The organism is Paractinoplanes rhizophilus (assembly GCF_042664765.1).
Classification (GTDB): Bacteria; Actinomycetota; Actinomycetes; order Mycobacteriales; family Micromonosporaceae; genus Actinoplanes; species Actinoplanes rhizophilus.
Genome location: NZ_JBHTBJ010000001.1, coordinates 398,392 through 419,750, shown reverse-complemented (window position 1 = coordinate 419,750; position 21,359 = coordinate 398,392). Strand labels below are relative to the sequence as shown.

The window sequence follows — 21,359 nt, the reverse complement described above, 5'->3', positions numbered from 1 at the left end:
GTCCGGCGTGCGTCACATGCGCGCCACGCGCCGGCCGTCCGCGGCTCATTGGCCGACCCGGCCGTCGACACATTCGCGCAACAGGTCGGCGTGGCCGCAGTGGCGGGCGTACTCCTCGACCCGGTGCACCCACAGCTCTCGGACGGCGATGCCGTCCCTGCCCAGCCGCTCACCCAGATCCGGGTGCATCAGCAACGCCTCGTCCGTCGCCGCCTGCTCCCGGGCCAGATCCGCGAAAGCGCCGCCCACCACGGCCTGGTCCGCGACGGCGCCGTCGAAATCCCCGTCCGGCACGCCGTAAAGTTTCGCGGCCGGCTCGTCCGGGCGGATCCATGTGCGCCAGTCCCGTTCCACCTCGGCCATGTGCCGCACCAGCCCGAGCAGCGACATCGTCGACGGCGGCACCGACCGCCGGGCGAGCTGCTCGGGATCCAGCCCGTCGCACTTCATGAGCAGGGTGAGCCGAAAGTTTCCCAGCACGTCGCGAAAGGTCGGCAGCTCCCCGTCCGGGGCCGGTCCGTCGCTGTTGCGCGGGTCGTCGTCGGGGTCCGCCCACATGTCGGGGTAGACGGTGGCCCGGGTCCACCGCTGGGGTAGGTCGCTCATCGTGCCACGATGCGGAGCCACCGCCCGGCGTGCAAACCGTTTACGGCTTGGCCGAGCGGTAGTACCGGGCCGCCCCGGGATGCAGCGGCACCGGCAGCGTGGCGATCGCCGAGCGGATGTCCAGCCGTTCCGCCGCCGGGTGGGCCGCCGCCAGCACCTCACGCCGCTCCAGCAGCAACCGGGTCAGGTCGAACGCCAGGTCATCGGCCATCGACGCGGCGACGACCAGCAGGTTGGGCACGGCCACGGTGGCGACGGCGGGCATCTGGTACGCCGACACCGGGACGTCGCGCACGACGTACACGTCGCTGTAGGCCTTTCGCAGTTCGCTCGCCCACGGGGAAAGGTCCACGAGGCGGGCCGGGGACGACAGGCTGAGTTGCCGGATGCCGGTCACCGGCAGGCCGCCCGAGAAGAAGAACGCGTCGATCGCGCCGCTGGTCAGCGCGGCGGTCGAGTCGTCGAGGCCGAGTTGCCGCTCGTCGATGCCGGTCATCCGGGCCACGGTCAGCAGGCGCCGCACGGTGATCACCGTGCCCGACCCCCGCGCGCCCACGGAAACTTTCTTGCCGCGCAGGTCCTCCAAGGACCGGATCTTGCTGTCGGCCCGCACCACCAGGTGCAGCAGGTCGTCGTACACCCGGGCCAGCGCGACCGTCGACCGCGCCGGAACGCCGGCGGAGACCAGCACGTCCGACTGGCTGAAGCCGACCTCCGCCCGCCCGGAGGCGATCAGCTGGAGGTTTTCCGCCGACGCGGCGGTGACCAGCACGCTCGCCTCGGTCCCGGGCAGATCCTGCTCGACGACCCGCGCGAACGCGGAACCGATCGCGTAATAGACCGCGGTGGGGCTCCCGGTCGCGATGCGGACCGTGCGACGGCGCGGCTCCCGGCCGACGCAGCCGGAGACCGTCAGCGCGACAAGTCCCCCCAACAGGGCACGGCGGCGAATCACCCGCGCAAGTTTCCCTCAAGTCCTGCCCGGCGGTGTACCCGCCGAACGGCCCGATCGGCCACGGTGTCGAGATGAACCACGATCAGGTCCGGGACATCGTGCTTGCCGCGGCATTGCCGGCGGCTTTCGAGGTGGCGTGCCTCCTGCGGTGCGCGGTCGCCCAGGGGCAGCCCGCCTCCATGATCGAGTTCGACCGGGAGGACGCCGCCGGCCGCCTGACCTCGTTGCTGACCCGTCTGGGGTGCGCGGCGGAACGCGAGGTGCACACGGGGGGCGGCCGTCGGCGCTACGACCTGCAGCGCGTGCTGATTCCCGAGGCCCAGCACCGCGCGACCGCCCGGATGGTGGCCGCCGCCTGGCGTCAGGGCCGGCAGGCGCTGCTCTCCACCGAGACGCTCGGCTCCTCGTCGCCGCGGCACGCGCAGCGGGTCACCCTCGCGCACGCGGCGTGGCGCGCCGCCCTGCTCGCCGGCGGCCGGCGCCGCCGGGGCGAGCTGACGTCGGTCCGGCTGGGTGATCACGAGATGGCCGCCGTTCTGGTACGCGCGGCGCGCGTGCTCGATGTTTCGCCCGAAGTTTCGCGCCGGCCCGGCTGTTTCATGGTGGCGATCCCGGCCCGCGGGGTGCCGGCGGCCGCCTGACGCGTTCCAGCGGACCCGCCAGACCCCGCGGAGAAGTCCGACATCTCAGATAATCCGGAAGCAACTTTCGGCACGGTCCTTCCGCCGGGCGTCGCCTTCTGCGGCGCGCCGGCCGGCCTCAGCGCTTCTTGTCGAGGGCGCGAATCAATTCGTCCTTCGTCATCCGGGAGCGCCCCTCGATGCCGCGGTTGCGCGCCTCGGAGTACAGCTGGGCCTTCGACTTCGGCTTGTCCGACGACTTGCGGCCGGCCGCCGGCTTGCCCAGCTCCTGCCAGCGGGTCTCGGTCATCTGCACGCCATGTTTCTTGGCAGCTTTCCGGATGCGCCGGAAAGCTTCCTCGCGCTCCGCGTCGGTCACGTCCCGCACCTGGTCGAAGCGGGCGATCGCGTTGCGCACATGGCTGGTGTCGGTGAGCGGCTCCTTACGCTCGCGCGGGAAGGCGAACGCGCTCTCCGGCAGCGAGTTGCGGTCCTCTGCGTCCAGTTCATTCGTCCGTGTGGCCATGTCGTTGGCTTACCCATCGAGTCATCGATCATGCTCCCTCCAAATTTGCGTGCACATGTGAACCTTTTCGCCCGGCGCTCCGTACTGACCGTCGATGGGAGGTCCTCGATGATCCGTACGTTGCTCACCGGCGCCACCGTGGTCGCCGTGCTCGCCCTCGTCCCGGCGCCCGCGATGGCGGCCCCGGGCGTGCCGACGCAGCTCAACGCCGCCGACCAGGCCCTGCTCAACGGCGTGCGCCAGGCCGGGCTCTGGGAGATGCCCGCCGGTCAGATGGCCGCGCAGAAGGGCAGCACCGAGAAGATGCGGGCCGTGGGGCAATACATCGCCGATCAGCACGTGCAGCTCGACCAGCTGGTCGTCGACGCGGCGAACGAGCTGGGCGCGACCATCCCGGCGACGCCGACGGCCGAGCAGTCGGGATGGCTCAGCGAGCTGCAGAACGCCGAGGGCGCCCGGTTCGACCAGACTTTCGTGACCCGGTTGCGGGCCGCGCACGGAAAGATCTTCCCGGTCATCGGGGCGGTGCGGGCGGCGACCCGCAACCCGGTCGTGCGCAAGCTGGCCGACCAGGCCAACACGTTCGTCTCGAACCACATGAAGATGCTGGAGAGCACGGGCCTGGTCCAGTACGAGAAGCTGCCGCCCGCCGCCATGCCGCCGGCCCAGGACCTGTCCGCGATCGGGATGGCCACGGCCAACGCGGGGATCAACCCGCCGGTGAGCCCCATCGTGCTGTGGACCATGCTGATCGGCATGCTGGCGATCGCGGCGTTCGCCAGCCTCCGTATCATGCGCTCCCGCCGTTAACCTGTCGGACGTGACGGAAACACTGTCCTCGGCCGAGGAAGAGGTAGTCGGTGCGCTGCTGACGGTGAGCCGCGTCTTCGTCGCGGTGGCCGCCCGATCCCTGGCCGGGCTGGACGAGGACGTGACCCTGCCGCAGTTCCGCGCCCTCGTGGTGCTGGTCACGCGCGGCCCCCAGCGGATCGTCGACCTGGCCCAGGAGCTGGCGGTGACCTCGTCGACGGCGACGCGCATGTGCAACCGGCTGGTCGCCAAGGGACTGGTCGCCCGGGTATCGCGGCCCGAGGACCGCCGCGCCGTCTGGGTGACCCTGACCGGGCCCGGCCGCACCCTGGTCGGCGACGTCATGCGCCGCCGCCGCGAGCAAATTTCGGCGCTGGTGGCCGAGCTGTCGCTGACCCGGCCGCTCGGCTTCGCCGCCACCCTCAACGCCCTCGCCGAGGCCGCCGGCGAGCCGACCGACGCCGAGTGGCAGCGCCGCTGGCAAGGCGCACAACTGCACGAGTCATCCGTGTGACGACGCCCCCGGAACGCCGTCGCCCCCGCCCGGCACATCAGGATCAAGCGCTACGGCGACGTGCTGTTCTCGAGGATCATGACCACGAAAGTGTCGCGCGGCCGGTCGCGCAGCGCCGCGCCGAGCCGCCGTTCGGAGAGCCCCAGCCCGTAGTGCGGCGCGGTGTCGAAGTATCGGACTCCCTCCTGCCACGCCGCGTCGACCGTCGCGAAAGCCGTCGCGTCATCGATCGCCGTGTAAGAGGTTGCCGAGCTGGGCGCACCCTGCCCGGCGCGGGAGAGCGGAAGCTCGGTCACGAGCGCACCTCGGCCGCGCGAGGTGCGCCGCCGAACTCGGGTGGATTGGTGGCGGGCAAATTTTCGTCCTCGTTCTCCATGGCCGGCTTCGGCCGGGTGTGCAGCCGGATGTCGTGCGTCTCGACCGTCGTAGTCCGATGACTGGCCGCCGCGGTGCTCGCGCGTCCCGGCACATCGACCTCATCCCGCGTCATACACCGGATGCGTAGCAGCCGGGTGCGGCCGGGACAAGAGTGGTTGATCCGTCCGCTCCCGGGTATGCGCATGGTCGACCCCGGAAAGGAGCTCGCCATGACCGCCGGATCGTCCCCGCAGGGAATCCCCGCCGCCGTGCCCTTCGCCGCCGACCTGACCGAGCACGAACAGGCCGACGAGAAGACCGGCCCCACCGTCGGCGCGTCCGACGCCGAAGCCGACGCGGCCGCCTCGGGCGCCGACGCCGACCTCACCGACGCACACCGCGACTCGGACGGCGTCCCGGTCGGCAAGGACGACGCCGAGGAGGACCGCCGCGCCTCCGGCGCCTGACGTCGCACGCCCGCCGCGACTCCGGCTGCATGCTGCGTAGGCCCGGCGCACAACCGGGCGCGGCATGCCCGGCCGCGCCAGGCGCGCGGCGCGTGGCAGTGCGCGGGCGCGTGGCAGTGCGCGGCGCGTGGCAGTGCGCGGCGCGTGGCAATGCCAGGCCAGGCAGGGATGACTTCGTAATATTTGAGCGGCGACCAACGCATGCCGTGCCTCGCGCCGGACGGTACGCCGCGAGGCGGTGCGTTGCGCGGGCACAGCCGTCGGGCCGGCAATCACCCGCGAGCCCTCACGCAGCCCCCCGGCCGACCGCCGCACCACCGTGGCACCCAGCTCCGCATGATGCCCGCGCCCGCCCCTCTTCAGCGTCGCGGCCCTGTGAGCCCCGGGCCGTTTGCCGCCCCGCTTCTGCCCGGCATCCGCCAGGCCCGGCCCGGGCGGGACCAAAGCCTCTGCCCCCTCGCGCCCCGCTGCGCGAGGCTCGAGGTGGAGGTGAAAGGCCATGGACATCATCGTCCCGCCCTCGCGAAAGGTACTGGTGGATTGCGTCCGCTCCGCCACCGCCGCGCCGTCGTTGCACAACAGCCAGCCGTGGCGGTTCCGGATCCGGTCCGGGAGGATCGACGTGTTCGCCGACCACGAGCGCCGGCTGCCCGTGCTCGACCCTCAAGGGCGCGAGCTGATGATGAGCGTGGGAGCGGCGGTCCTCAACCTGCGGCTCGCCCTGCGGGTGGCCGGCTACCTCAACGACCTGCAGCTCTTCCCCGAGCCCGGCGTGGTGGCACGGGTGACGGCCGCCCATCCCGCACCGGTCAGCGACGAGATCGCGGCCCTGGCCGAGGCGATACCGCATCGGCACACCAACCGGCTGCCCTTCGCCCACCTGCCGGTGCCCGCGGAGGTCCTCGACAAACTGCGCGATGCGGCGCGCGCCGAGGGCGCGACCCTGGCCGTGGCCACTCCGGACGGCCGCGACGCGATCCTGCGCCTGGCCGGCACCGCCGACCGTGTGCTGCGCGAGAGCCCGGGCTATCGCACGGAACTCGCCCGATGGACCGGCGACACCCGCCACGAGGGGGTGCCGATCTGGGCGGCCGGTCCCTGGGACGCCCTGGAAGCGGTCCCAATCCGCGATTTCGCGCAACTCTCCGGAAAGCCGCGCCGGCGGGAGAGCTTCGAGCCGTACCCGATGATCGTGGTCCTGGCCACCCACGGCGACGACCGTGCGGCCTGGCTGCGTGCGGGTCAGGCCCTGCAACGGGTGCTGCTCACCGCCACGTGGCACGGTCTCGCCGCCACGCCGATCGGGCAGCCGGTCGAGGTTCCCGAGATCCGCCGGAGGCTGCTCGACCCGGTCGCCGGCCTTTCCGTCCAGATGGTCCTGCGGATCGGCTACGGCCGCACGTCGGGCCGCACCCCGCGCCGCCCGGTGACCGAGGTCCTGATCGGCGGCGACCCGGCCCACGAGAGCGCCCACCGACCGGCGCACCCGCTGACCCGGCGGTGACGCCGCGCGAAAGTTTCCCTGAGCGGCGCGCCCGCTGACCCGGGGTGACACGCCGCGCGAAAGTTGCCACTGAGCTGCACGCCGGCTGCTGAATCGAGGGCGGCGCGCTGCGCGAAAGTTGCCGCTGAGCTGCACGCCGCCTGCTGAATCGAGGGCGGCGCTCTGCGCGAAAGTTGCCCCTGATCGGTGTGCCCGCTGGCCCGGCGGTGACGCGCGCACGGGCGGCGAAATCTGTTCTTGAGCCGCGGCCTCCGAGGGAACCGTTTCACGGCTACCGACGGTGTCCTCGGTGGCGCCCTCGACGCCCCCGGCGGCTCGACGGGCGATTTAACGCTTGCTCGTGCTGAAACAAGGTGCGTTGACAGTTGCCTGGAAATTTCCGGCAGGTTACCTTGGGAGCGCTCCCATAGACCCCCGTCTCTGGAAGGACCTCCCCGTGCCCCCTCTCCCCGCAAAACGGCGACTGACCATCGCCGCCGTTGCCTGCCTGACCGCCGCCGCCGGCGTGTGGGTCTCCACCGGCACTGCCAGTGCCGGACAGATCAGCGGCGCCCTCTACCGCGATCCCGACACCGCCGTGGCCCGCTGGGTCGCGTCCAATCCCAACGACTACCGTGCCGGCGTGATCCGGGACAAGATCGCCAGCCAGCCGGCCACGCGATGGATGTCCAATTTCAACGTCAACACCGTCCAGGCCGAAGTTTCCGGTTACGTGAACGCGGCCAACGCGGCCGGTCAGATCCCCGCCCTCACGCTCTACGGCATCACCAACCGCGACTGCGGCGGCGCGTCCGCCGGCGGCGCGCCCGACCTGGGCACCTACCAGACCTGGATCGGAAACCTTTCGCGCGGTCTCGGCGGCAGCACCGTCCTGATCATGCTGGAGCCCGACTCGCTCGCCCTGCAGACCTGCCTCAGCGCCAGCGAAAAGAACGCGCGTGACCAGGCCCTGCGCACCGCGACACAAACGATCAAGCGGGCCAACCCGAACGCGAAGGTCTACCTCGACGCCGGCCACTCCACGTGGAACAGCGCGGGCGATCAGGCCGGGCGCCTGGTGGCGGCGGGTGTCGCCGACGCCGACGGCTTCTACTCGAACGTCTCCAACTTCAACCCCACCAGCTCCGAGGCCGCGTACGGGCGGAACATCATCTCCGCGCTCAACGGCCAGGGCGTCAGCGGCAAGCGGCAGGTCATCGACACGAGCCGCAACGGCGGAGCGAGCGGCGACTGGTGCGGCGACGACAACACCGACCGGCGGATCGGGCAGTACCCGACCACCGCGACCAATGACGGGAACATCGACGCCTATCTGTGGGTGAAGCCCCCGGGCGAGGCGGACGGCTGCCGCTACGCGGCCGGGTCGTTCCAGCCCGACCTGGCCTACAGCCTGGCGAACGGCGCCCCGAACCCGCCCACCACGCCGCCGACGACCGCACCCACCACGCCGCCGACGACCCCGCCGACGACGCCTCCGACCACCCCGCCCACCACCCCGCCCACCACGCCGCCCACGACTCCGCCGACCACGGCGCCGGCCGGGGCGTGCTCGGCGGTCTACCAGACGGCCGGCTCGTGGCAGGGCGGCTTCCAGGGCTCGGTCACGGTCACGGCGGGCAACGCCGCGATCAGCGGCTGGACGGTCAGCTGGCCGCTCGGCTCGGGCCAGTCCATCACCCAGATCTGGAACGGCGAGATGGTGAGCAGCTCGCCCACCGTGACCGTCCGGAATGTTTCGTGGAACGGTTCGCTCGCCCCGAACACCTCCGCGCAGTTCGGTTTCCTCGCCAACGGCGCGCCCTCCACGCCGACTATCACCTGCGCGTCCCGCTGACCGATCGATAACCGACCGGCCGGGCCGCGGAATACCGTGGCCCGGCCGGTCGGCTGGCGCCGATGGCGTCTCCCATGGCCGAAACTTTCCGCCACGATCGGCGTTCCCGCAAAGAAAGCTGCGTCTGTGGCAGCCTGTGCGGATGCCGGCACGCGCATCCAGCACCCGCGAGATCCAGGACATCCTCTGGCGGGCCGCCGGCAAGCTGCGCGGCTCGGTCGACGCGGGCGAGTACCGCGAGTTCATCCTCGGGCTGGTTTTCCTCAAGTACGTGTCGGACGCCCGGGTGCTCGGCGTTGATTGGGCGGCCCTGACCGCGGCCGCGGGGCAGCGGCCGCTCGGGGAGCGGCTCGACGCCGCCATGGACGCGGTCATGCGGGACAACCCGGCGCTCGCCGGCGTGCTGCCCAAGGTCTTCGGCAAGGTCGACCCCCAACGGCTCGGCGAGATCGTCGAGCTGATCGGCGACGCCCGGTTCACCGCGGACGGCGACCGGCCGGCGCAGGACGTGCTGGGCGAGGCGTACGAATATTTCCTGGAACGTTTCGCGCGCGCCGAGGGGAAACGAGCGGGGGAGTTCTACACCCCGGCCGGCGTGGTCCGGCTGCTCGTCGAGATGCTCGAGCCGTACGAGGGCGACGTCTACGACCCGTGCTGCGGGTCGGGCGGCATGTTCGTGCAGGCCGCCAAGTTTCGCGGGCGGAACGTCGCCGTGCGCGGGCAGGAGAGCAACGAGCGCACCTGGCGGCTGGCGAAGATGAACCTCGCCATCCACGGGATGGACCCGGGCGGCCTGGGCCGGACCTGGGCCGACACTTTCGCCCGCGACCTGCACCCGGGGCTGCGCGCCGACTTCATCCTCGCCAACCCGCCGTTCAACCAGTCGGACTGGCAGCGGGACCCGGCCGACCCGCGCTGGGTCTACGGCGTGCCGCCGCTCGCGAACGCGAACTTCGCCTGGCTCCAGCACATCGTCGCGAAACTTCGCGGCAGCGCGGGCGTCGTGCTGTCCAACGGGTCGATGTCGGCACGCCAGCAGGGTGAGGGCGCGATCCGGGCGGCCCTCGTGCGGGACGACCTGGTCGCCTGCATGCTGGCACTGCCCGGAAACCTCTTCCGCACCACCGCGATCCCGGCCTGCCTGTGGTTTCTCGCCCGGGAGAAGGGCCACCGGCGCGGCCAGATCCTGTTCGTCGACGCGCGGGCCATGGGCACGATGGCCGACCGCACCGAGCGGGTGCTGACCGACGCCGACATCGCCCGGATAGCGGGCACCTACCACGCGTGGCGCCAGGCAACCGGAAGCGCATCCAAGCGACAAATCGAAGCCGGCGACGAGGACAAGCGACAAATCGAATCCGGCCACGACTGCAAGCGAGAAACAGAATCCGGACCCGAGCACGAGCGACAAACGGAAACGGGGGAGGAGTACGAAGACGTCCCCGGTTTCTGCTACTCGGCCACCATCGCCGAGGTAGCCGCCCAGGATTTCGTGCTCACCCCGGGCCGCTATGTCGGCGCGGCCGAGAGCCGCGACGACCACGAGCCGGTCGCCGACCGGATCGAGCGGCTCGTCAAGGAGCTCCACGCCCGGTTCGAGGAGTCCGCGCGGCTCGAGGCCGTGGTGCGCGAGCAGCTCGGGCGGCTGAATGGCTGACTGGCGAACCGGGACGCTGCGCGACGTGGCGGCGCCGAGAGGGCTGGTCGGTGGCCCGTTCGGCTCCTCGCTGGGCGGCAAGGACTACGTCCCGTCCGGGGTGCCGGTCATTCGCGGCGTCAATCTCGCGTCGCACGGCTACTTCGACAGTTCCGAGCTGGTTTTCGTGACGCCGGCGAAAGCGCGGAAACTTTCCGCGAATCAGGCTCTTCCGGGCGATGTCGTCTTCACCCAGCGCGGCACGCTGGGCCAGGTGGGAATAGTCCCCGCGGAATACGACAATTACGTCGTCTCGCAGAGCCAGATGCGCCTGCGCGTCGACCCGGTCAAGGCCGATCCGCGTTTCGTGTACTACCAGTTCCGATCGCGGGCGATGGTCGACACGATCCGTAACAGCGCGATCACCACCGGCGTGCCGCACATCAACCTCGGCATCCTCGCCGCGCTACCGATACTGATCCCCCCGTTGCGCCATCAGGTGGCGATCGCCGGCGTCCTCGGCGCCCTCGACGACAAGATCGCTGCCAACGAGGCGACCGCCCGCACCGCCCACGATCTCGCCTCCGCCGATTTCGCGAGGGCGGACGCCGGGGCGAGTCGCGCGGGCCGGCTGGGCGACATCCTCGATCTGGCCTACGGGCGAGCCCTCCCGGCGCGGCTGCGGCGTGCCGGTGACGTGCCCGTCTTCGGCAGCGCGGGCCGGGTCGGCCGGCACGACGAGGCGCTGGCCCCAGGCCCCGGCATCATCGTCGGCCGCAAGGGCACGGTCGGTTCGGTCCATTGGTGCGCCGAGAGGTTCTTCCCGATCGACACGACGTATTATGTACGTATAAAACGCAAAAACGTCAGCTTTCCGTACGCGTACCATATGCTCCTGAATTTGGGTCTTGACCGGATGAATCAGGACTCGGCGGTTCCCGGGCTCAATCGATCGCACGCCCTCGCGGTGCCCGTACGCCTGCCGCCCGCCGACGTGATCGCCGCATTCACCCAGCGTGTCGATCCCTTGTTCGCGCTGCGTCAGCGGCTGGCCGAGGAGAACGCCACCCTCACCGAGCTGCGCGACTACCTGTTGCCCCGGCTGTTGACACGAAATGTAACCATCGACGAGCACCGCCGCCCTTGAGGGTTCGACGCCAACCCTGAAACGGGCAAAAGTTCGGAAACCTTCCAGCAGGGAAACCTCGAGATTGTCTCGCGTTCACGGGTTGGTTACCCTGCATCCGCCACGGCGACCGATCGACCCTGTTCCGGTCGATCCCGCCGTGCGAACTGCACACGGGGATACGGGGATGGCTCGGAATGTTGCGCGAAGAGGGACTTGATCTGTCCTGCTCAGGGGCCTGCTGGTCCCCGAGGGCCGAGGCATGATCGCGCTGCGGTTCTACCGCCTGCTGCCGAAGGACTACCGGCTGCGGCTGATCGAGGTGCTGCCGCCGCATCGGCAGCTGTGGCTGGTCCGCCGGCTCACCCGGCAGCGCTCGCTGGCCCACCCCGCGACGCCCGGCTCGCTGATCAAGACCCGGGACGCCGGCACCACGCTGCACGCGACGGTCGAGGCCGACACGACGCCGGCCGGCGCCTGGCACCGCAACCTGTCGGCGGTCACCGCGGTCCTCGACCGAGCCGGCATCGAATACTTCTGCCTGCGTCCGACCGACCGGCTGCACAGCGCCGTCGCCGTGCACAAGCGTGACCGCGAGCGCACGCTCGAGGTGCTGCGCACCGACCCCGAGACGGCCGGCGCCCGAATCCGCACCGGCGAGGCGACCGACGAGGGCTTCCGGCCCAGCCGGCGCGGCAAGACCGGCGTGCAGGTCTTCTTCCCGGTGACCGACCCGCACGGCGCCACGGTGCTGGGCAGCGGGTCGGCCTGCGAGATCGAGTTCTGGCGCACGATCAAGGGCGTCGGCGGCGCGCCCGACACCATCGCCGGCCCGCGGCGCAACGAGGTCGCCTCGGTGCTGCCCGCCGAGGCCGAGTATCACCAGGTGCCGCCGGTCGCGCTCAACCCGATCCTGTCGGTCACCGAGGAGCAGCCGCGGTACCGCACCCGGTCGGAGTTCGCCGGCGTGCCGGCCGAGGATGTCCGCTTCCCGATCGACGTGGTCTACACCTGGGTCGACGGCAGCGACCCGGACTGGCTGGCCCGCAAGAACGAGTCGCTCGCCGCGTTCGGCAAGGAGCAGATCAACACCATCGCGACGAACCAGTCGCGCTTCATCAGCCGCGACGAGCTGCGCTTCTCGCTGCGGTCGATCGCGTCGTTCGCGCCCTGGGTGCGGCATGTCTTCCTGGTCACCGACGACCAGCTGCCGTCGTGGCTGGATCCGGACTCGCCGCGGCTGACCGTGATCAGCCACCGGGAGCTGTTCGGCGACACCGGCGTGCTGCCCACCTTCAACTCGCACGCGATCGAGTCGCGGCTGCACCGCATTCCCGACCTGGCCGAGCACTTCATCTACTTCAACGACGACATGTTCCTGGGCCGGCCGGTGCTGCCCAACGCGTTCTTCCACGCCAACGGCATCGCGAAGTTCTTCCAGTCCACCGCGCAGTTGGAGGCCGGCCCGGCGACGGTCTTCGACGCGCCGGTGACCGCGGCCGGCAAGAACAACCGCCGGCACATCCAGGAGCTGTTCGAGCGCAGCATCACCCGCAAGATGCAGCACGTGCCGTACCCGCTGCAGAAGGGCGTGCTCGAGGAGATCGAGAAGTGGCTGCCCGAGGAGGTCAAGCAGACCTCCGAGCATCCGTTCCGGCACCCGAAGGACCTGTCGATCCCGTCGTCGCTCCAGCATTACTGGGCGTACCTCACCAAGCGGGCCGTTCCCGGCACCATCAAATACACGTACGCCGATCTGGCGCACCCCTCGACGCCGGTGCAGCTGGCGTTCCTGCTCTCGCGCCGGCACTGCGACGTCTTCTGCCTCAACGACACCGACTCCGCGACGGTGGCGCTGGACGAGCAGGCCGCCATGATGGCCGACTTCCTGCCCAAGTACTTCCCGTTCCGCTCGGAGTTCGAGCTGCCGGAGGACGTGGCCGACGAGCGCGCCCGGTTCACCGCGACGGCGCTGGCCCGCGAGGCCCGGCACGGCACCACGGCGATCATCCCCGAGCAGCTGTCCCGCCGGGGCCGACACTCGCTGCAGAAACATTGATCACCGGCCGTCGACAGACCACACGAGGAGAGCCGTTGTACGCGGTGGAGATGTCCATCCAGATGACGCCGCGGACGGTGCACGTGCACCCGGGGCTCACCCCCCTGCAGGCGCGCACGCTCAACCACGTCGCGGTGGCGCAGGCGCTGGCCGAGGCCGGCGTCGAGCACTTCGCCGTGCGGGGCCTCGAGGACCGCGTACCCGTGATCGGGGTGCGTGCCGACGAGCGCGACGCGGTCGTCGCCGCGCTGGCCGGCCTGGCCCGGCGGTCGCGCGCCTACCTCTCCTCGATCATGCCCAAGCCCGCCGTGCGCGACGTGCTGCTGGACGGCGCCGACGACGCCGCGTGGGGCAAGGTCGCCGGCGCCAAGGTGCTGCGCCTGGTCTGGTTCCGCACCGACCCCACCCAGACGCTGGTGTACGGCCGTGAGTACGGCTGCGACATCGAGTTCTGGGGGACCGCCCGGGACGGCCGGATCTGGGGCCCGCGGCACAACCGCGTGGGCCGGGTGCTGCCGGGCGAGGACACGCCGGTCGAGGCGCCGATGGAGCTGTTCACCCGGCTCGCCGGCGTCGGCCGGACGCTGCCCCCGGTGCGCACCCGCCCGGAGATGACCGTCACGCTGCCGGACGACATCACCTTCCCCATCGACCTGGTCTACACCTGGGTCGACGGCACCGACCCGGCCTGGCAGCAGAAGCGCGCGCAGGTGACCGGGGAGACGTACCACGCCGAGTCGGCCAGCGCCGCCCGGTTCCTCAGCCGCGACGAGTTGCGCTACTCGCTGCGGTCGATCCACGCCAACGCCCCGTGGATCCGCAACATCTACATCGTCACCGACGAGCAGACGCCACCGTGGCTGGACAGCACCCAGCCGAACATCCGGGTGGTGAGCCACAAGGAGATCTTCAGCGACCCGACCGTGCTGCCAGTGTTCAACTCGCACGCGATCGAGAGCCAGCTGCATCGCATCGGCGGCATGGCCGAGCACTTCCTCTATCTCAACGACGACATGTTCTTCGGCCGCCCGCTGGCGCCGCAGACGTTCTTCCTGGCCAACGGCCTGTCGAAGTTCTTCCTGTCGCAGGGGCGGGTGCCGGTCGGCCCGGTCCGGGTCGACGACACCCCGGTCGACGCGGCGCACAAGAACAACCGCCGGCTGCTGGCGGACAAGTTCGGGCCGGTCACCACTCAGGTCTTCCAGCACGTCCCGTACGCCCTGCGGCGCAGCGTGATGGCCGAGATCGAGGCCGAGTTCCGGGCCGAGTACACGGCCACCATGGCCTCGCGTTTCCGCAGCACCGAGGACCTCTCGCCGGTCTCGAACCTCTACCACCACTACGCCTTCCTCAGTGGCCGCGCGCTGCCCGGCTCGGTGAAGTACGGCTACGTCCAGCTCGCGGTTCCCGACCTCGCCGCCCGCCTGGCCCGGGCCCTCGAGCGGCGGGACTGGGAGGCGTACTGCATCAACGACGCCTTCTCCACCGAGGACCAGCTGGCGGTGCAGGACGCGGTGCTGCGGCCGTTCCTGGACGGCTACTTCCCGGTGCCGAGCCCGTACGAGAAGCAGGCCTGACATGCGGATCGCCATCCTGGTCCACAACGTCTACGGCGTCGGCGGCACCAACCGGACCGTCATCAACCTGGCCACCGAGCTCTCCAAGCGGCACGACGTCGAGATCGTGTCGGTGCTGCGCCGCCTCGACCGGCCGATGATGGAGATCCCGTCGCGGGTCTCGGTGGTGGGACTCGTCGACCTGCGCCGCGGCACCGCGGACAGCAAGGACCCGCGCGGCCGCGAGATGTCCGAGCTGGTGCCGGTCGAGGAGGAGTTCTACCGCTTCTACAGCCGGCTGACCGACGAGCGCGTCGGCGAATACCTGCGGCGCACCCCGTACGATGTGGTGGCCGGCACCCGATCGGCCCTCAACCTCTATGTGGCCCGGCTGGGCCGGCCCGGCAGCGTGCGCATCGCCCAGGAGCACATGACGCAGGACATGATTCCCGCGTCCGTCCACGAGCAGATGCGTGCCCACTATCCGGCCCTCTCGGCGGTCACGGCGGTCACCGAGGCCGACGCCGCCGCTGTGCGCGAGGTGCTGGGCGCGGGCGCACCGCCCGTGCTGGCGATCCCCAACAGCGTTCCCGAGCCGCACGTGACGCCCGCCCGCGGCGACCGCAAGATCGTGGTGGCGGCCGGCCGCCTGCACCCGATCAAGCGGTACGACCTGCTGGTCCGGGCGTTCGCCAAGGTCATCACCGAGCGGCCGGACTGGACGCTGCGCATCTACGGCACCGGCGGCGAGTCGCGCCCGCTCGGCGTCCTGATCGGCGATCTGGGGTTGCAGAACCACGTCTTCCGGATGGGCGGCTACGCGCCGCTGGAGGCCGAGTGGGTGAAGGGCTCGATCGCGGCGGTCACCTCGGACCAGGAGTCGTTCGGGATGACCATCGTCGAGGCGATGCGCTGCGGGCTGCCCGTCGTGAGCACCGCGTGCCCGGTCGGCCCGGCCGAGATCATCGACGACGGGGTGGACGGGCTGCTCGTCCCGACCGGCGACATCGACGCCATCGCGGCGGCCCTGCTGCGGCTGATGAACGACGACGCCTTGCGGGTCCGGCTGGGCGCCGCCGCACGGGAGAACGCGCGGCGCTACGACCCCGAACCGGTGGCCGCCCGGTACGAGGAGCTGTTCCAGCAGCACTTGACGGCCGGCGCGTCGCGGCTGCGGGCCCCCGCGCACACGCTGCGGTCCGGCGGCCGGGCCCTGATGCGCATACTTCCCGACCTCCGGCCCCGCAAGGAGACCACTCCCGTCGCGGCGTGCCGGGTGGAGAACGGTCACGTGGTCGTCACGGTCGCCGGCGCCGGCCTGCCGCGGCACCTGACCGATCTGGTCTGCCGGCCACGCCGCATCGAGGGAGTCCGCAAGGCCGTCCGGTTCCCGCTCGGCGGCGACCCGGCACAGTGGACGGCCTCCTTCCCCGCCGCGTCCCCGGTGTTCGCCGAGGGCCGCTGGGACCTGTACGTGGCCGACCGGCGCGACGGCCTGCACCGCCTGCGGGCCGGGTTGCTCGACACCCGGGAGCTGATCGGCGGCGGTGCGAGCGCGCCCTTCACCCGCAACGTGCCGTACGAGACCAAGGACAAGTTCCTCGCGGTGGCCGCGTGGACCCGGGACGAGCACGCCGAACTGCACCAGATCTGGTACGGCCTCGAAACGATCACGGTGACCGGCCGCGTCGTCGCGGGCAGCTTCGGCGACACCACCCCGGTGCTGACGCTCAGCCGCCGCGAACGCCCCGAGACCGTGACCGTCGCGGGCACCAGCGACGGCGACGGCCGGTTCGCCTTCGACGTGCCGGTGGACCGGCTGGCCGCCGCCCGGCTGCTGCGGTACGAGGACTGGGACGCCTCGGTGTCGCGCGGCGTGGACGGGACCCCGATCCCGATCGCCCGGCTGATGGACGACGTCGTCGAGCGCAAGCGCACCTACGTCTACCCGTCCGTGCGCGTGGACGAGGAGCAACCACCCGAGCTCTACGAGGAGACCCCGATGGCCGAGGTCCGCATCACCCCGTACCTGACCATCCAGAGCGGGCTCTCGTTCGTCGTCTCGGATCGGCAGCCGTGATGCGGGGCTGGCTGCGCTCGCTGCGCGGCGGGCCGGGCAAACCGGCGCCGGCCGACGGCAGCTGGCACCCGGGGCCGGCGATGACCCTCGTGGCGCACCCGGACGACGACCTCTACTTCGTCAATCCCCACGTCCGCATGGCGATCGCCGCGAAGGTGCCGGCGATCGGCGTGGTGCTCACCGCCGGCGAGGGCGACGGCATCAACGTCGACACCAGCGACCCGGACCGGGAGAAGACCCCGGTCCACCACGCCGCCTACTCGACGGCGCGGCATGTCGGGCTGCGCCGCGCGTACGCCCGGATGGCCGGGCTCCCGGTGGACAGCCCGTGGCGGCAGGAGGCCGTCACGCTGGACGGCGGCCTGATCGTCGAGCGGGACACGCTCAAGGCCGCTCCGCACGTGGTCCTCTACTTCTTCAACCTCGCCCACCGGCAGGCCGGAGGCCGCTCGTACCACACCTTCCCGCCGCTGCTCGACGGCGAGATCGAGCACGTGCCCACGTTGCCCTCGCTGGACCTGAGGACTCCCGTGCAGAGCGTCTCGCTGGAGGCGCTGACCGCCGCGGTGGTGGAGCTGATCGAGCGGTATCGCCCGGCGGTGATCCGCACTCTGGACCCGGACCCCGAGCACGACTGGGGCAAGACGGAGTTCGTGTGCTCGGACCATCCGGAGCACACCGCGACGGCCCGTCTGACCATCCGGGCCGTCCAGCGGGTGAGCCGCGACAACCCGAACCCGCCGGTGGTCGAGTACTACCGGGCGTACGCGAACCGGTACTGGGCCTACAACCTCAGCGAGCGGATCCACCGGGAGAAGGCCGACTACCTGAGCACGTATGCAGGCGCCGACGGCGCCGAGAACCCCGGATTCGCGTACGGGCACGGCGACTACCAGCTCGGCACGAATCCGTACCGCAGCACCCACATCTTCAGCACGGCCCAGCGGTACGTCGCGACCTCCACGTGGCTCACCCGGCTCCCGTCCGGCGCGCTCGCGGCGTTCGCGGTGCTCGGCGATCGGCTGGCGATGTGGACGGAGCGGAAACCCGGCTCCGGCGCCTGGCAGGGCCCCGAGCTGACCGGCGACGGGCTGATGCCGACGCTGGCCGTGGCCGCCGGCGGCGCCGGCCCGGTGCACGTCGTCGCCCTGCGCCGCACCGACGTGCACGGCAGGATCGACATCGAGGCCGGCCATTTCACCGTCGACGAGCACGGCACACTTTCCGGCTGGCAGTCCCTCGACGGCCCCGAGTCGGCCGACCCCGACCGCCGCAAGCAGCGCGAGGTCGGCGTGCCGGCCGCCACGGTCGACCCCGACGGCTTCCTCTGGGTCTTCGTGCGCGACTTCACCGGCGGCCTGAGCGTCCGCCGGCAGACGGCCGAGGGCTGGCAGCCGTGGGAGCAGCTCGGCGGCGGCCCGCTCCAGGACGTTCCGGTGGCCGCCGTCAGCGGCGCGGGGCTCGTGCAGGTGTTCGTGGCGGCGAAGCGCACCGTCCAGCACTGGCGGCAGACCGAGAAGGGTGGCCCGCTCGTCGCGCACCACACGCTGCGGACGACGCCGGTGGCCAGCGGCGGCCTGCGCGTGGTGCGGACCGCGGGGGACCGGGCCTGTCTGCTCTTCCGGCAGGCCGGCACCGGGACGGTGCTCGCGTACCGGGAGCACGAGGAGCCGGTCACCTGGCCGGGCAAGCCGGCCGAGTTCGGCGGCTACGACGGCCTCGGCCCGATCGCCGCGCTCGACAACCCCGCCCGCGGCGCCGGGGACCTGCTGATGGCTCAGCGGAACCGCTTCGCGACGGCCAGCCTGTCCGTGCTTCCCGCGCCCGCCACGGGATCGCGGTGGCGCCGGCTGCCGGGGCAGATCAGCGGCGGCCCGGCGCTGGCCACCGATCAGGCCGGGCGCGCGGTTCTCGCGGTGATCGGCCTGGACGGGCGGCTGCACGTCTGCCGGGCGAGCGGCGCGGATCCGGCCAGCCCCTTCGGGAGCTGGACGACGATCTGACGGCTCGCTACGTCAGCCCGTCGGTTGTCGTGGCCGCGCCCACCAGCGGCCTGGGCGCCGGCGCCACGCTCGGCGGCGCCGGTCGCTTCCGGCCGCCCCCGAGCAGCCGCATCATCGGCTTCTCCACGCCCTCGTAGAGCACCGCCGCGGCGGCCAGCGCCAGGCAGAACGTGGCCAGCACCAGCACCAGCGCGGCCACCGTCGGCCGGTGCGGCTCGTCGTCGCCGAAGGTGTGCCGCACCGCGTACAGGCAGATCTCGTGCACCATGTAGAAGGCGAAGGACACCTCGCCCAGCCAGACCAGGCGACGGGCCCGCCAGATCGACCGGGTGCGGCGCACGTCGGCCAGGGCGCACGCCGGGATGAGCAGCGCGAAGCCCAGGACCGTGCAGGCGGCGTCGCGGGCGAGCCCGTACTCCTCGGGGAGGTTCGCCGCGACGGCCATGCCGGCGGCGATCACCGCGAAGCTGACCCACATCCCCGGCCCGCGCCAGCGGCCGTCGCGTACCAGAAGGGCGAGGCAGACGCCGAGGACGAACTCGGCGATCCGGACCGGCGGAAGGTGGTACACGATGAAATGCTGCGACCATCCGAACGGCTCGCCGAACGGCTTGATGGCGAACGGGAGAGCCGCGACGAACAGCCCCGAGCCCGCCGCGATGGCCCACCAGGCCGCCGGGCGCAGCCGGCGCAGTCCCGCGAAGAGCAGCGGGAAGCAGAGGTAGAAGAACGCCTCGCAGCTCAGCGACCAGGACGGGGCGTTGAACGAGTACCAGATGTCGTCGCGCGCGGGCACCCAGGAGTGCAGCAGCGTGAGGTTGTAGAAGATCCGCTCCGGGTTCAGCACCTCGAGGCCCCGCCACGACAGCAGGAGCGCGGCCAGCAGGAACGTCACGAAATGGTTCGGGTAGATCTTCGCGAAGCGGCGCCGCCAGAAACGCCCCGCCGTGTCCGCCGGCCGCACTGACCAGGCCAGCACGAAACCGGACAGGATGTAGAAGAACGACACTCCCGATCGCCCGGCCGCCAGCGCCACGTTCAGCATGTGCTGGGCGCGGCTGTCCGCGACGAAGAAGTTGCTCTCGCTCTAGATGTGCAGACAAAAGATCATCAGGGCCGCGACCCAGCGCAGCCCGGTCAGCGAGTCGAGCCGCGCCGCCGCCGATGGTGTGGAGCGAATCGTGGCGGAAGCGGTCGTCATGCATCGTCCTCGGCGTCAACGGGAGTGATTCCGGCAGCGGCAGCGCGGCCGGGGGCAGTGGATCATAACTGGATGCCGCCGGATGACGAAGTCGCGCCGTCCGATATCCATTCATGCCGATGCCGAGACGTCCCGGTGATCGTGGCCGTCACCTGGCGGCGGCCCCTCTACCCGGCCGAACAGGCCATGCGCCATTCGCTCACGCTGGTCGGATTGGTCGCGCTGCTGCTCGTCCGAAGAGCCAGGCCCATCCCGTACGGGTCATTTCTGCTGATTTTAGTTTTCCTGGCTCTCCAATCGGTCGCGGCCCGGTGGATCTATTCGTTCGTGCCCTACGACGACTGGACCGCGGCGCTGTCCGGGGTGTGCGCATCTCGGAACCTTTCGGCTGGCAGCGCAACAACTTCGACCGTCCCGTGCACCTGAGTTACCGGCATTGTCTTGCGGTGTCCGGCGCGATCATCGGGGTCGCGATCGCGGTGGCCCGGGCGCGGCGGCGGCGTAAGTTGTCGGTATGAACAAGCTCATCAACGATCCGGCGCGCGTGGTCGCTGACGCCCTGCGCGGCGTCGCGGCAGCCCACCCGGAGCTGAGGGTCGACCATGAGCAGCGCGTCGTCTTCCGCGGTGACGCTCCCGTCCGCGGCAAGGTCGGCCTGATCTCCGGCGGCGGCTCCGGTCACGAGCCGCTGCACGCGGGCTTCGTCGGCATGGGGATGCTCGACGCCGCCTGCGCCGGGGAAATCTTCACCTCGCCCGTACCCGATCAGATGGTCGCCGCCACCCAGGGCGTCGACGGCGGCGCCGGTGTGCTGCACATCGTGAAGAACTACACCGGCGACGTCATGAACTTCGAGATGGCGGCCGAGATGGTCGAGACCGAGGTGGTGGCGGTCGTCGTCGACGACGACGTGGCCGTGCAGGACAGCCTGTACACGGCCGGCCGCCGTGGCGTCGGCGCGACCGTGCTGGTGGAGAAGATCGCCGGCGCGGCCGCCGAGCAGAGCCGTCCGCTCGGCGAAGTTGCCGAGGTCGCCCGAAAGGTGAACGCGAACGCCCGCAGCATGGGCGTGGCGCTCACCTCGTGCACGGTCCCGGCCGCCGGCAAGCCCACTTTCGACCTGCCGGCCGGTCAGATGGAGGTCGGGATCGGCATCCACGGCGAGCCCGGCCGCCGTCGCGTCCCGGCCGGAACGGCCGCCGAGGTGGCCGAGATGCTGGTCGCTCCCGTCCTGGCCGACCTCGATTTCACCGGCGGCGACGGCGTGATCGCCTTCGTCAACGGCATGGGCGCCACCCCGCTCATCGAGCTCTACGTCATGTACGCGGAAGTTTCCGCGATCCTCGAGAAAGCCGGCGTCCGGATCGCGCGGTCGCTGGTCGGGCCGTACATCACCAGCCTGGACATGGCCGGCGCCTCGGTCACCCTGCTCAAGGCCGACGACGAGATCCTGCGGTTGTGGGACGCGCCCGTGCGCACGCCAGCGCTGCGGTGGGGAGTCTGAC

General features: G+C 71.2%; 20 protein-coding genes. 14 read left to right on the top strand and 6 right to left on the bottom strand.

What is annotated here, in order from left to right; genetic code table 11:
- Positions 1-45: 45 nt before the first annotated feature.
- On the bottom strand, positions 46-606 hold the full coding sequence (locus ACFQS1_RS01855) for a DinB family protein (protein WP_378964108.1): 561 nt from the start codon (positions 604-606) through the stop codon (positions 46-48).
- A gap of 40 nt (positions 607-646) precedes the next feature.
- Positions 647-1,558, bottom strand: a complete 912-nt coding sequence (locus tag ACFQS1_RS01850; protein ID WP_378964630.1) for a TAXI family TRAP transporter solute-binding subunit — start codon at positions 1,556-1,558, stop codon at positions 647-649.
- Between the two features lie 74 nt (positions 1,559-1,632).
- On the opposite strand from ACFQS1_RS01850, the gene ACFQS1_RS01845 reads away from it, so the two are divergent.
- Entirely contained in the window at positions 1,633-2,202 is a 570-nt protein-coding gene (locus ACFQS1_RS01845) for a hypothetical protein (RefSeq protein WP_378964107.1), read from the top strand.
- Positions 2,203-2,320: 118 nt separating this feature from the next.
- Here the strand turns inward: ACFQS1_RS01845 and ACFQS1_RS01840 are convergent, their stop codons facing one another.
- Positions 2,321-2,707, bottom strand: a complete 387-nt coding sequence (locus ACFQS1_RS01840) for a DUF6582 domain-containing protein (protein WP_378964105.1) — start codon at positions 2,705-2,707, stop codon at positions 2,321-2,323.
- Positions 2,708-2,815: 108 nt separating this feature from the next.
- Between ACFQS1_RS01840 and ACFQS1_RS01835 the strand changes: the two genes are divergently transcribed.
- Both ACFQS1_RS01835 and ACFQS1_RS01830 read left to right on the top strand, forming a co-directional pair.
- A complete protein-coding gene (locus ACFQS1_RS01835) occupies positions 2,816-3,517 on the top strand; it encodes a DUF4142 domain-containing protein (protein ID WP_378964104.1) in 702 nt (233 codons plus the stop codon).
- Positions 3,518-3,527: 10 nt separating this feature from the next.
- A complete protein-coding gene (locus ACFQS1_RS01830; protein ID WP_378964103.1) occupies positions 3,528-4,031 on the top strand; it encodes a MarR family winged helix-turn-helix transcriptional regulator in 504 nt (167 codons plus the stop codon).
- A gap of 50 nt (positions 4,032-4,081) precedes the next feature.
- Here the strand turns inward: ACFQS1_RS01830 and ACFQS1_RS01825 are convergent, their stop codons facing one another.
- Both ACFQS1_RS01825 and ACFQS1_RS01820 read right to left on the bottom strand, forming a co-directional pair.
- Positions 4,082-4,327, bottom strand: a complete 246-nt coding sequence (locus ACFQS1_RS01825) for an aldo/keto reductase (RefSeq protein ID WP_378964102.1) — start codon at positions 4,325-4,327, stop codon at positions 4,082-4,084.
- Positions 4,324-4,521: a hypothetical protein gene (locus tag ACFQS1_RS01820; RefSeq protein WP_378964100.1), complete on the bottom strand. Its 198-nt coding sequence runs from the start codon at positions 4,519-4,521 to the stop codon at positions 4,324-4,326. The genes ACFQS1_RS01825 and ACFQS1_RS01820 overlap by 4 nt, the downstream gene beginning before the upstream one ends.
- A 97-nt stretch (positions 4,522-4,618) precedes the next feature.
- On the opposite strand from ACFQS1_RS01820, the gene ACFQS1_RS01815 reads away from it, so the two are divergent.
- The 9 genes from ACFQS1_RS01815 (at position 4,619) to ACFQS1_RS01775 (ending at position 18,653) form a co-directional block, all read left to right on the top strand.
- Positions 4,619-4,855, top strand: a complete 237-nt coding sequence (locus ACFQS1_RS01815; RefSeq protein WP_378964099.1) for a hypothetical protein — start codon at positions 4,619-4,621, stop codon at positions 4,853-4,855.
- A gap of 499 nt (positions 4,856-5,354) precedes the next feature.
- Positions 5,355-6,359: an Acg family FMN-binding oxidoreductase gene (locus tag ACFQS1_RS01810; protein WP_378964097.1), complete on the top strand. Its 1,005-nt coding sequence runs from the start codon at positions 5,355-5,357 to the stop codon at positions 6,357-6,359.
- Positions 6,360-6,795: 436 nt separating this feature from the next.
- A complete protein-coding gene (locus tag ACFQS1_RS01805) occupies positions 6,796-8,193 on the top strand; it encodes a glycoside hydrolase family 6 protein (RefSeq protein WP_378964096.1) in 1,398 nt (465 codons plus the stop codon).
- A 142-nt stretch (positions 8,194-8,335) separates the two neighbouring features.
- Positions 8,336-9,850 (top strand): type I restriction-modification system subunit M, encoded by a 1,515-nt coding sequence (locus ACFQS1_RS01800; RefSeq protein WP_378964095.1) that lies wholly within the window; start codon positions 8,336-8,338, stop codon positions 9,848-9,850.
- Positions 9,843-10,976 (top strand): restriction endonuclease subunit S, encoded by a 1,134-nt coding sequence (locus ACFQS1_RS01795; RefSeq protein WP_378964093.1) that lies wholly within the window; start codon positions 9,843-9,845, stop codon positions 10,974-10,976. The genes ACFQS1_RS01800 and ACFQS1_RS01795 overlap by 8 nt, the downstream gene beginning before the upstream one ends.
- Before the next feature lie 241 nt (positions 10,977-11,217).
- A complete protein-coding gene (locus ACFQS1_RS01790) occupies positions 11,218-13,014 on the top strand; it encodes a stealth family protein (protein ID WP_378964092.1) in 1,797 nt (598 codons plus the stop codon).
- Positions 13,015-13,058: 44 nt separating this feature from the next.
- Positions 13,059-14,591, top strand: a complete 1,533-nt coding sequence (locus tag ACFQS1_RS01785) for a stealth family protein (protein ID WP_378964629.1) — start codon at positions 13,059-13,061, stop codon at positions 14,589-14,591.
- Between the two features lies 1 nt (position 14,592).
- Positions 14,593-16,650 (top strand): glycosyltransferase family 4 protein, encoded by a 2,058-nt coding sequence (locus ACFQS1_RS01780; protein ID WP_378964091.1) that lies wholly within the window; start codon positions 14,593-14,595, stop codon positions 16,648-16,650.
- Positions 16,650-18,653: a PIG-L family deacetylase gene (locus tag ACFQS1_RS01775; protein ID WP_378964627.1), complete on the top strand. Its 2,004-nt coding sequence runs from the start codon at positions 16,650-16,652 to the stop codon at positions 18,651-18,653. The genes ACFQS1_RS01780 and ACFQS1_RS01775 overlap by 1 nt, the downstream gene beginning before the upstream one ends.
- Positions 18,654-18,660: 7 nt before the next feature.
- Here the strand turns inward: ACFQS1_RS01775 and ACFQS1_RS01770 are convergent, their stop codons facing one another.
- Positions 18,661-19,698, bottom strand: a complete 1,038-nt coding sequence (locus ACFQS1_RS01770) for an acyltransferase family protein (protein WP_378964089.1) — start codon at positions 19,696-19,698, stop codon at positions 18,661-18,663.
- A 228-nt stretch (positions 19,699-19,926) separates the two neighbouring features.
- On the opposite strand from ACFQS1_RS01770, the gene ACFQS1_RS01765 reads away from it, so the two are divergent.
- Both ACFQS1_RS01765 and dhaK read left to right on the top strand, forming a co-directional pair.
- Complete coding sequence (locus tag ACFQS1_RS01765) at positions 19,927-20,280, top strand: DUF2238 domain-containing protein (RefSeq protein WP_378964088.1); 354 nt, start codon at positions 19,927-19,929, stop codon at positions 20,278-20,280.
- Positions 20,281-20,368: 88 nt separating this feature from the next.
- Entirely contained in the window at positions 20,369-21,358 is a 990-nt protein-coding gene (gene dhaK / locus ACFQS1_RS01760) for a dihydroxyacetone kinase subunit DhaK (RefSeq protein ID WP_378964087.1), read from the top strand.
- Position 21,359: the final 1 nt, after the last annotated feature.

Bases quoted from the DNA above. Each gene is read 5' to 3' on its own strand.
- ACFQS1_RS01800 (WP_378964095.1), top strand. From the start codon at position 8,336: ATGCCGGCACGCGCATCCAGCACCCGCGAGATCCAGGACATCCTCTGG.
- ACFQS1_RS01795 (WP_378964093.1), top strand. From the start codon at position 9,843: ATGGCTGACTGGCGAACCGGGACGCTGCGCGACGTGGCGGCGCCGAGA.
- ACFQS1_RS01770 (WP_378964089.1), bottom strand. From the start codon at position 19,698: ATGCTGAACGTGGCGCTGGCGGCCGGGCGATCGGGAGTGTCGTTCTTC.
- ACFQS1_RS01855 (WP_378964108.1), bottom strand. From the start codon at position 606: ATGAGCGACCTACCCCAGCGGTGGACCCGGGCCACCGTCTACCCCGAC.
- ACFQS1_RS01820 (WP_378964100.1), bottom strand. From the start codon at position 4,521: ATGACGCGGGATGAGGTCGATGTGCCGGGACGCGCGAGCACCGCGGCG.
- ACFQS1_RS01810 (WP_378964097.1), top strand. From the start codon at position 5,355: ATGGACATCATCGTCCCGCCCTCGCGAAAGGTACTGGTGGATTGCGTC.
- dhaK (WP_378964087.1), top strand. From the start codon at position 20,369: ATGAACAAGCTCATCAACGATCCGGCGCGCGTGGTCGCTGACGCCCTG.
- ACFQS1_RS01780 (WP_378964091.1), top strand. From the start codon at position 14,593: ATGCGGATCGCCATCCTGGTCCACAACGTCTACGGCGTCGGCGGCACC.
- ACFQS1_RS01845 (WP_378964107.1), top strand. From the start codon at position 1,633: ATGAACCACGATCAGGTCCGGGACATCGTGCTTGCCGCGGCATTGCCG.
- ACFQS1_RS01775 (WP_378964627.1), top strand. From the start codon at position 16,650: ATGCGGGGCTGGCTGCGCTCGCTGCGCGGCGGGCCGGGCAAACCGGCG.
- ACFQS1_RS01815 (WP_378964099.1), top strand. From the start codon at position 4,619: ATGACCGCCGGATCGTCCCCGCAGGGAATCCCCGCCGCCGTGCCCTTC.
- ACFQS1_RS01840 (WP_378964105.1), bottom strand. From the start codon at position 2,707: ATGGCCACACGGACGAATGAACTGGACGCAGAGGACCGCAACTCGCTG.
- ACFQS1_RS01790 (WP_378964092.1), top strand. From the start codon at position 11,218: ATGATCGCGCTGCGGTTCTACCGCCTGCTGCCGAAGGACTACCGGCTG.
- ACFQS1_RS01765 (WP_378964088.1), top strand. From the start codon at position 19,927: ATGCCGCCGGATGACGAAGTCGCGCCGTCCGATATCCATTCATGCCGA.
- ACFQS1_RS01835 (WP_378964104.1), top strand. From the start codon at position 2,816: ATGATCCGTACGTTGCTCACCGGCGCCACCGTGGTCGCCGTGCTCGCC.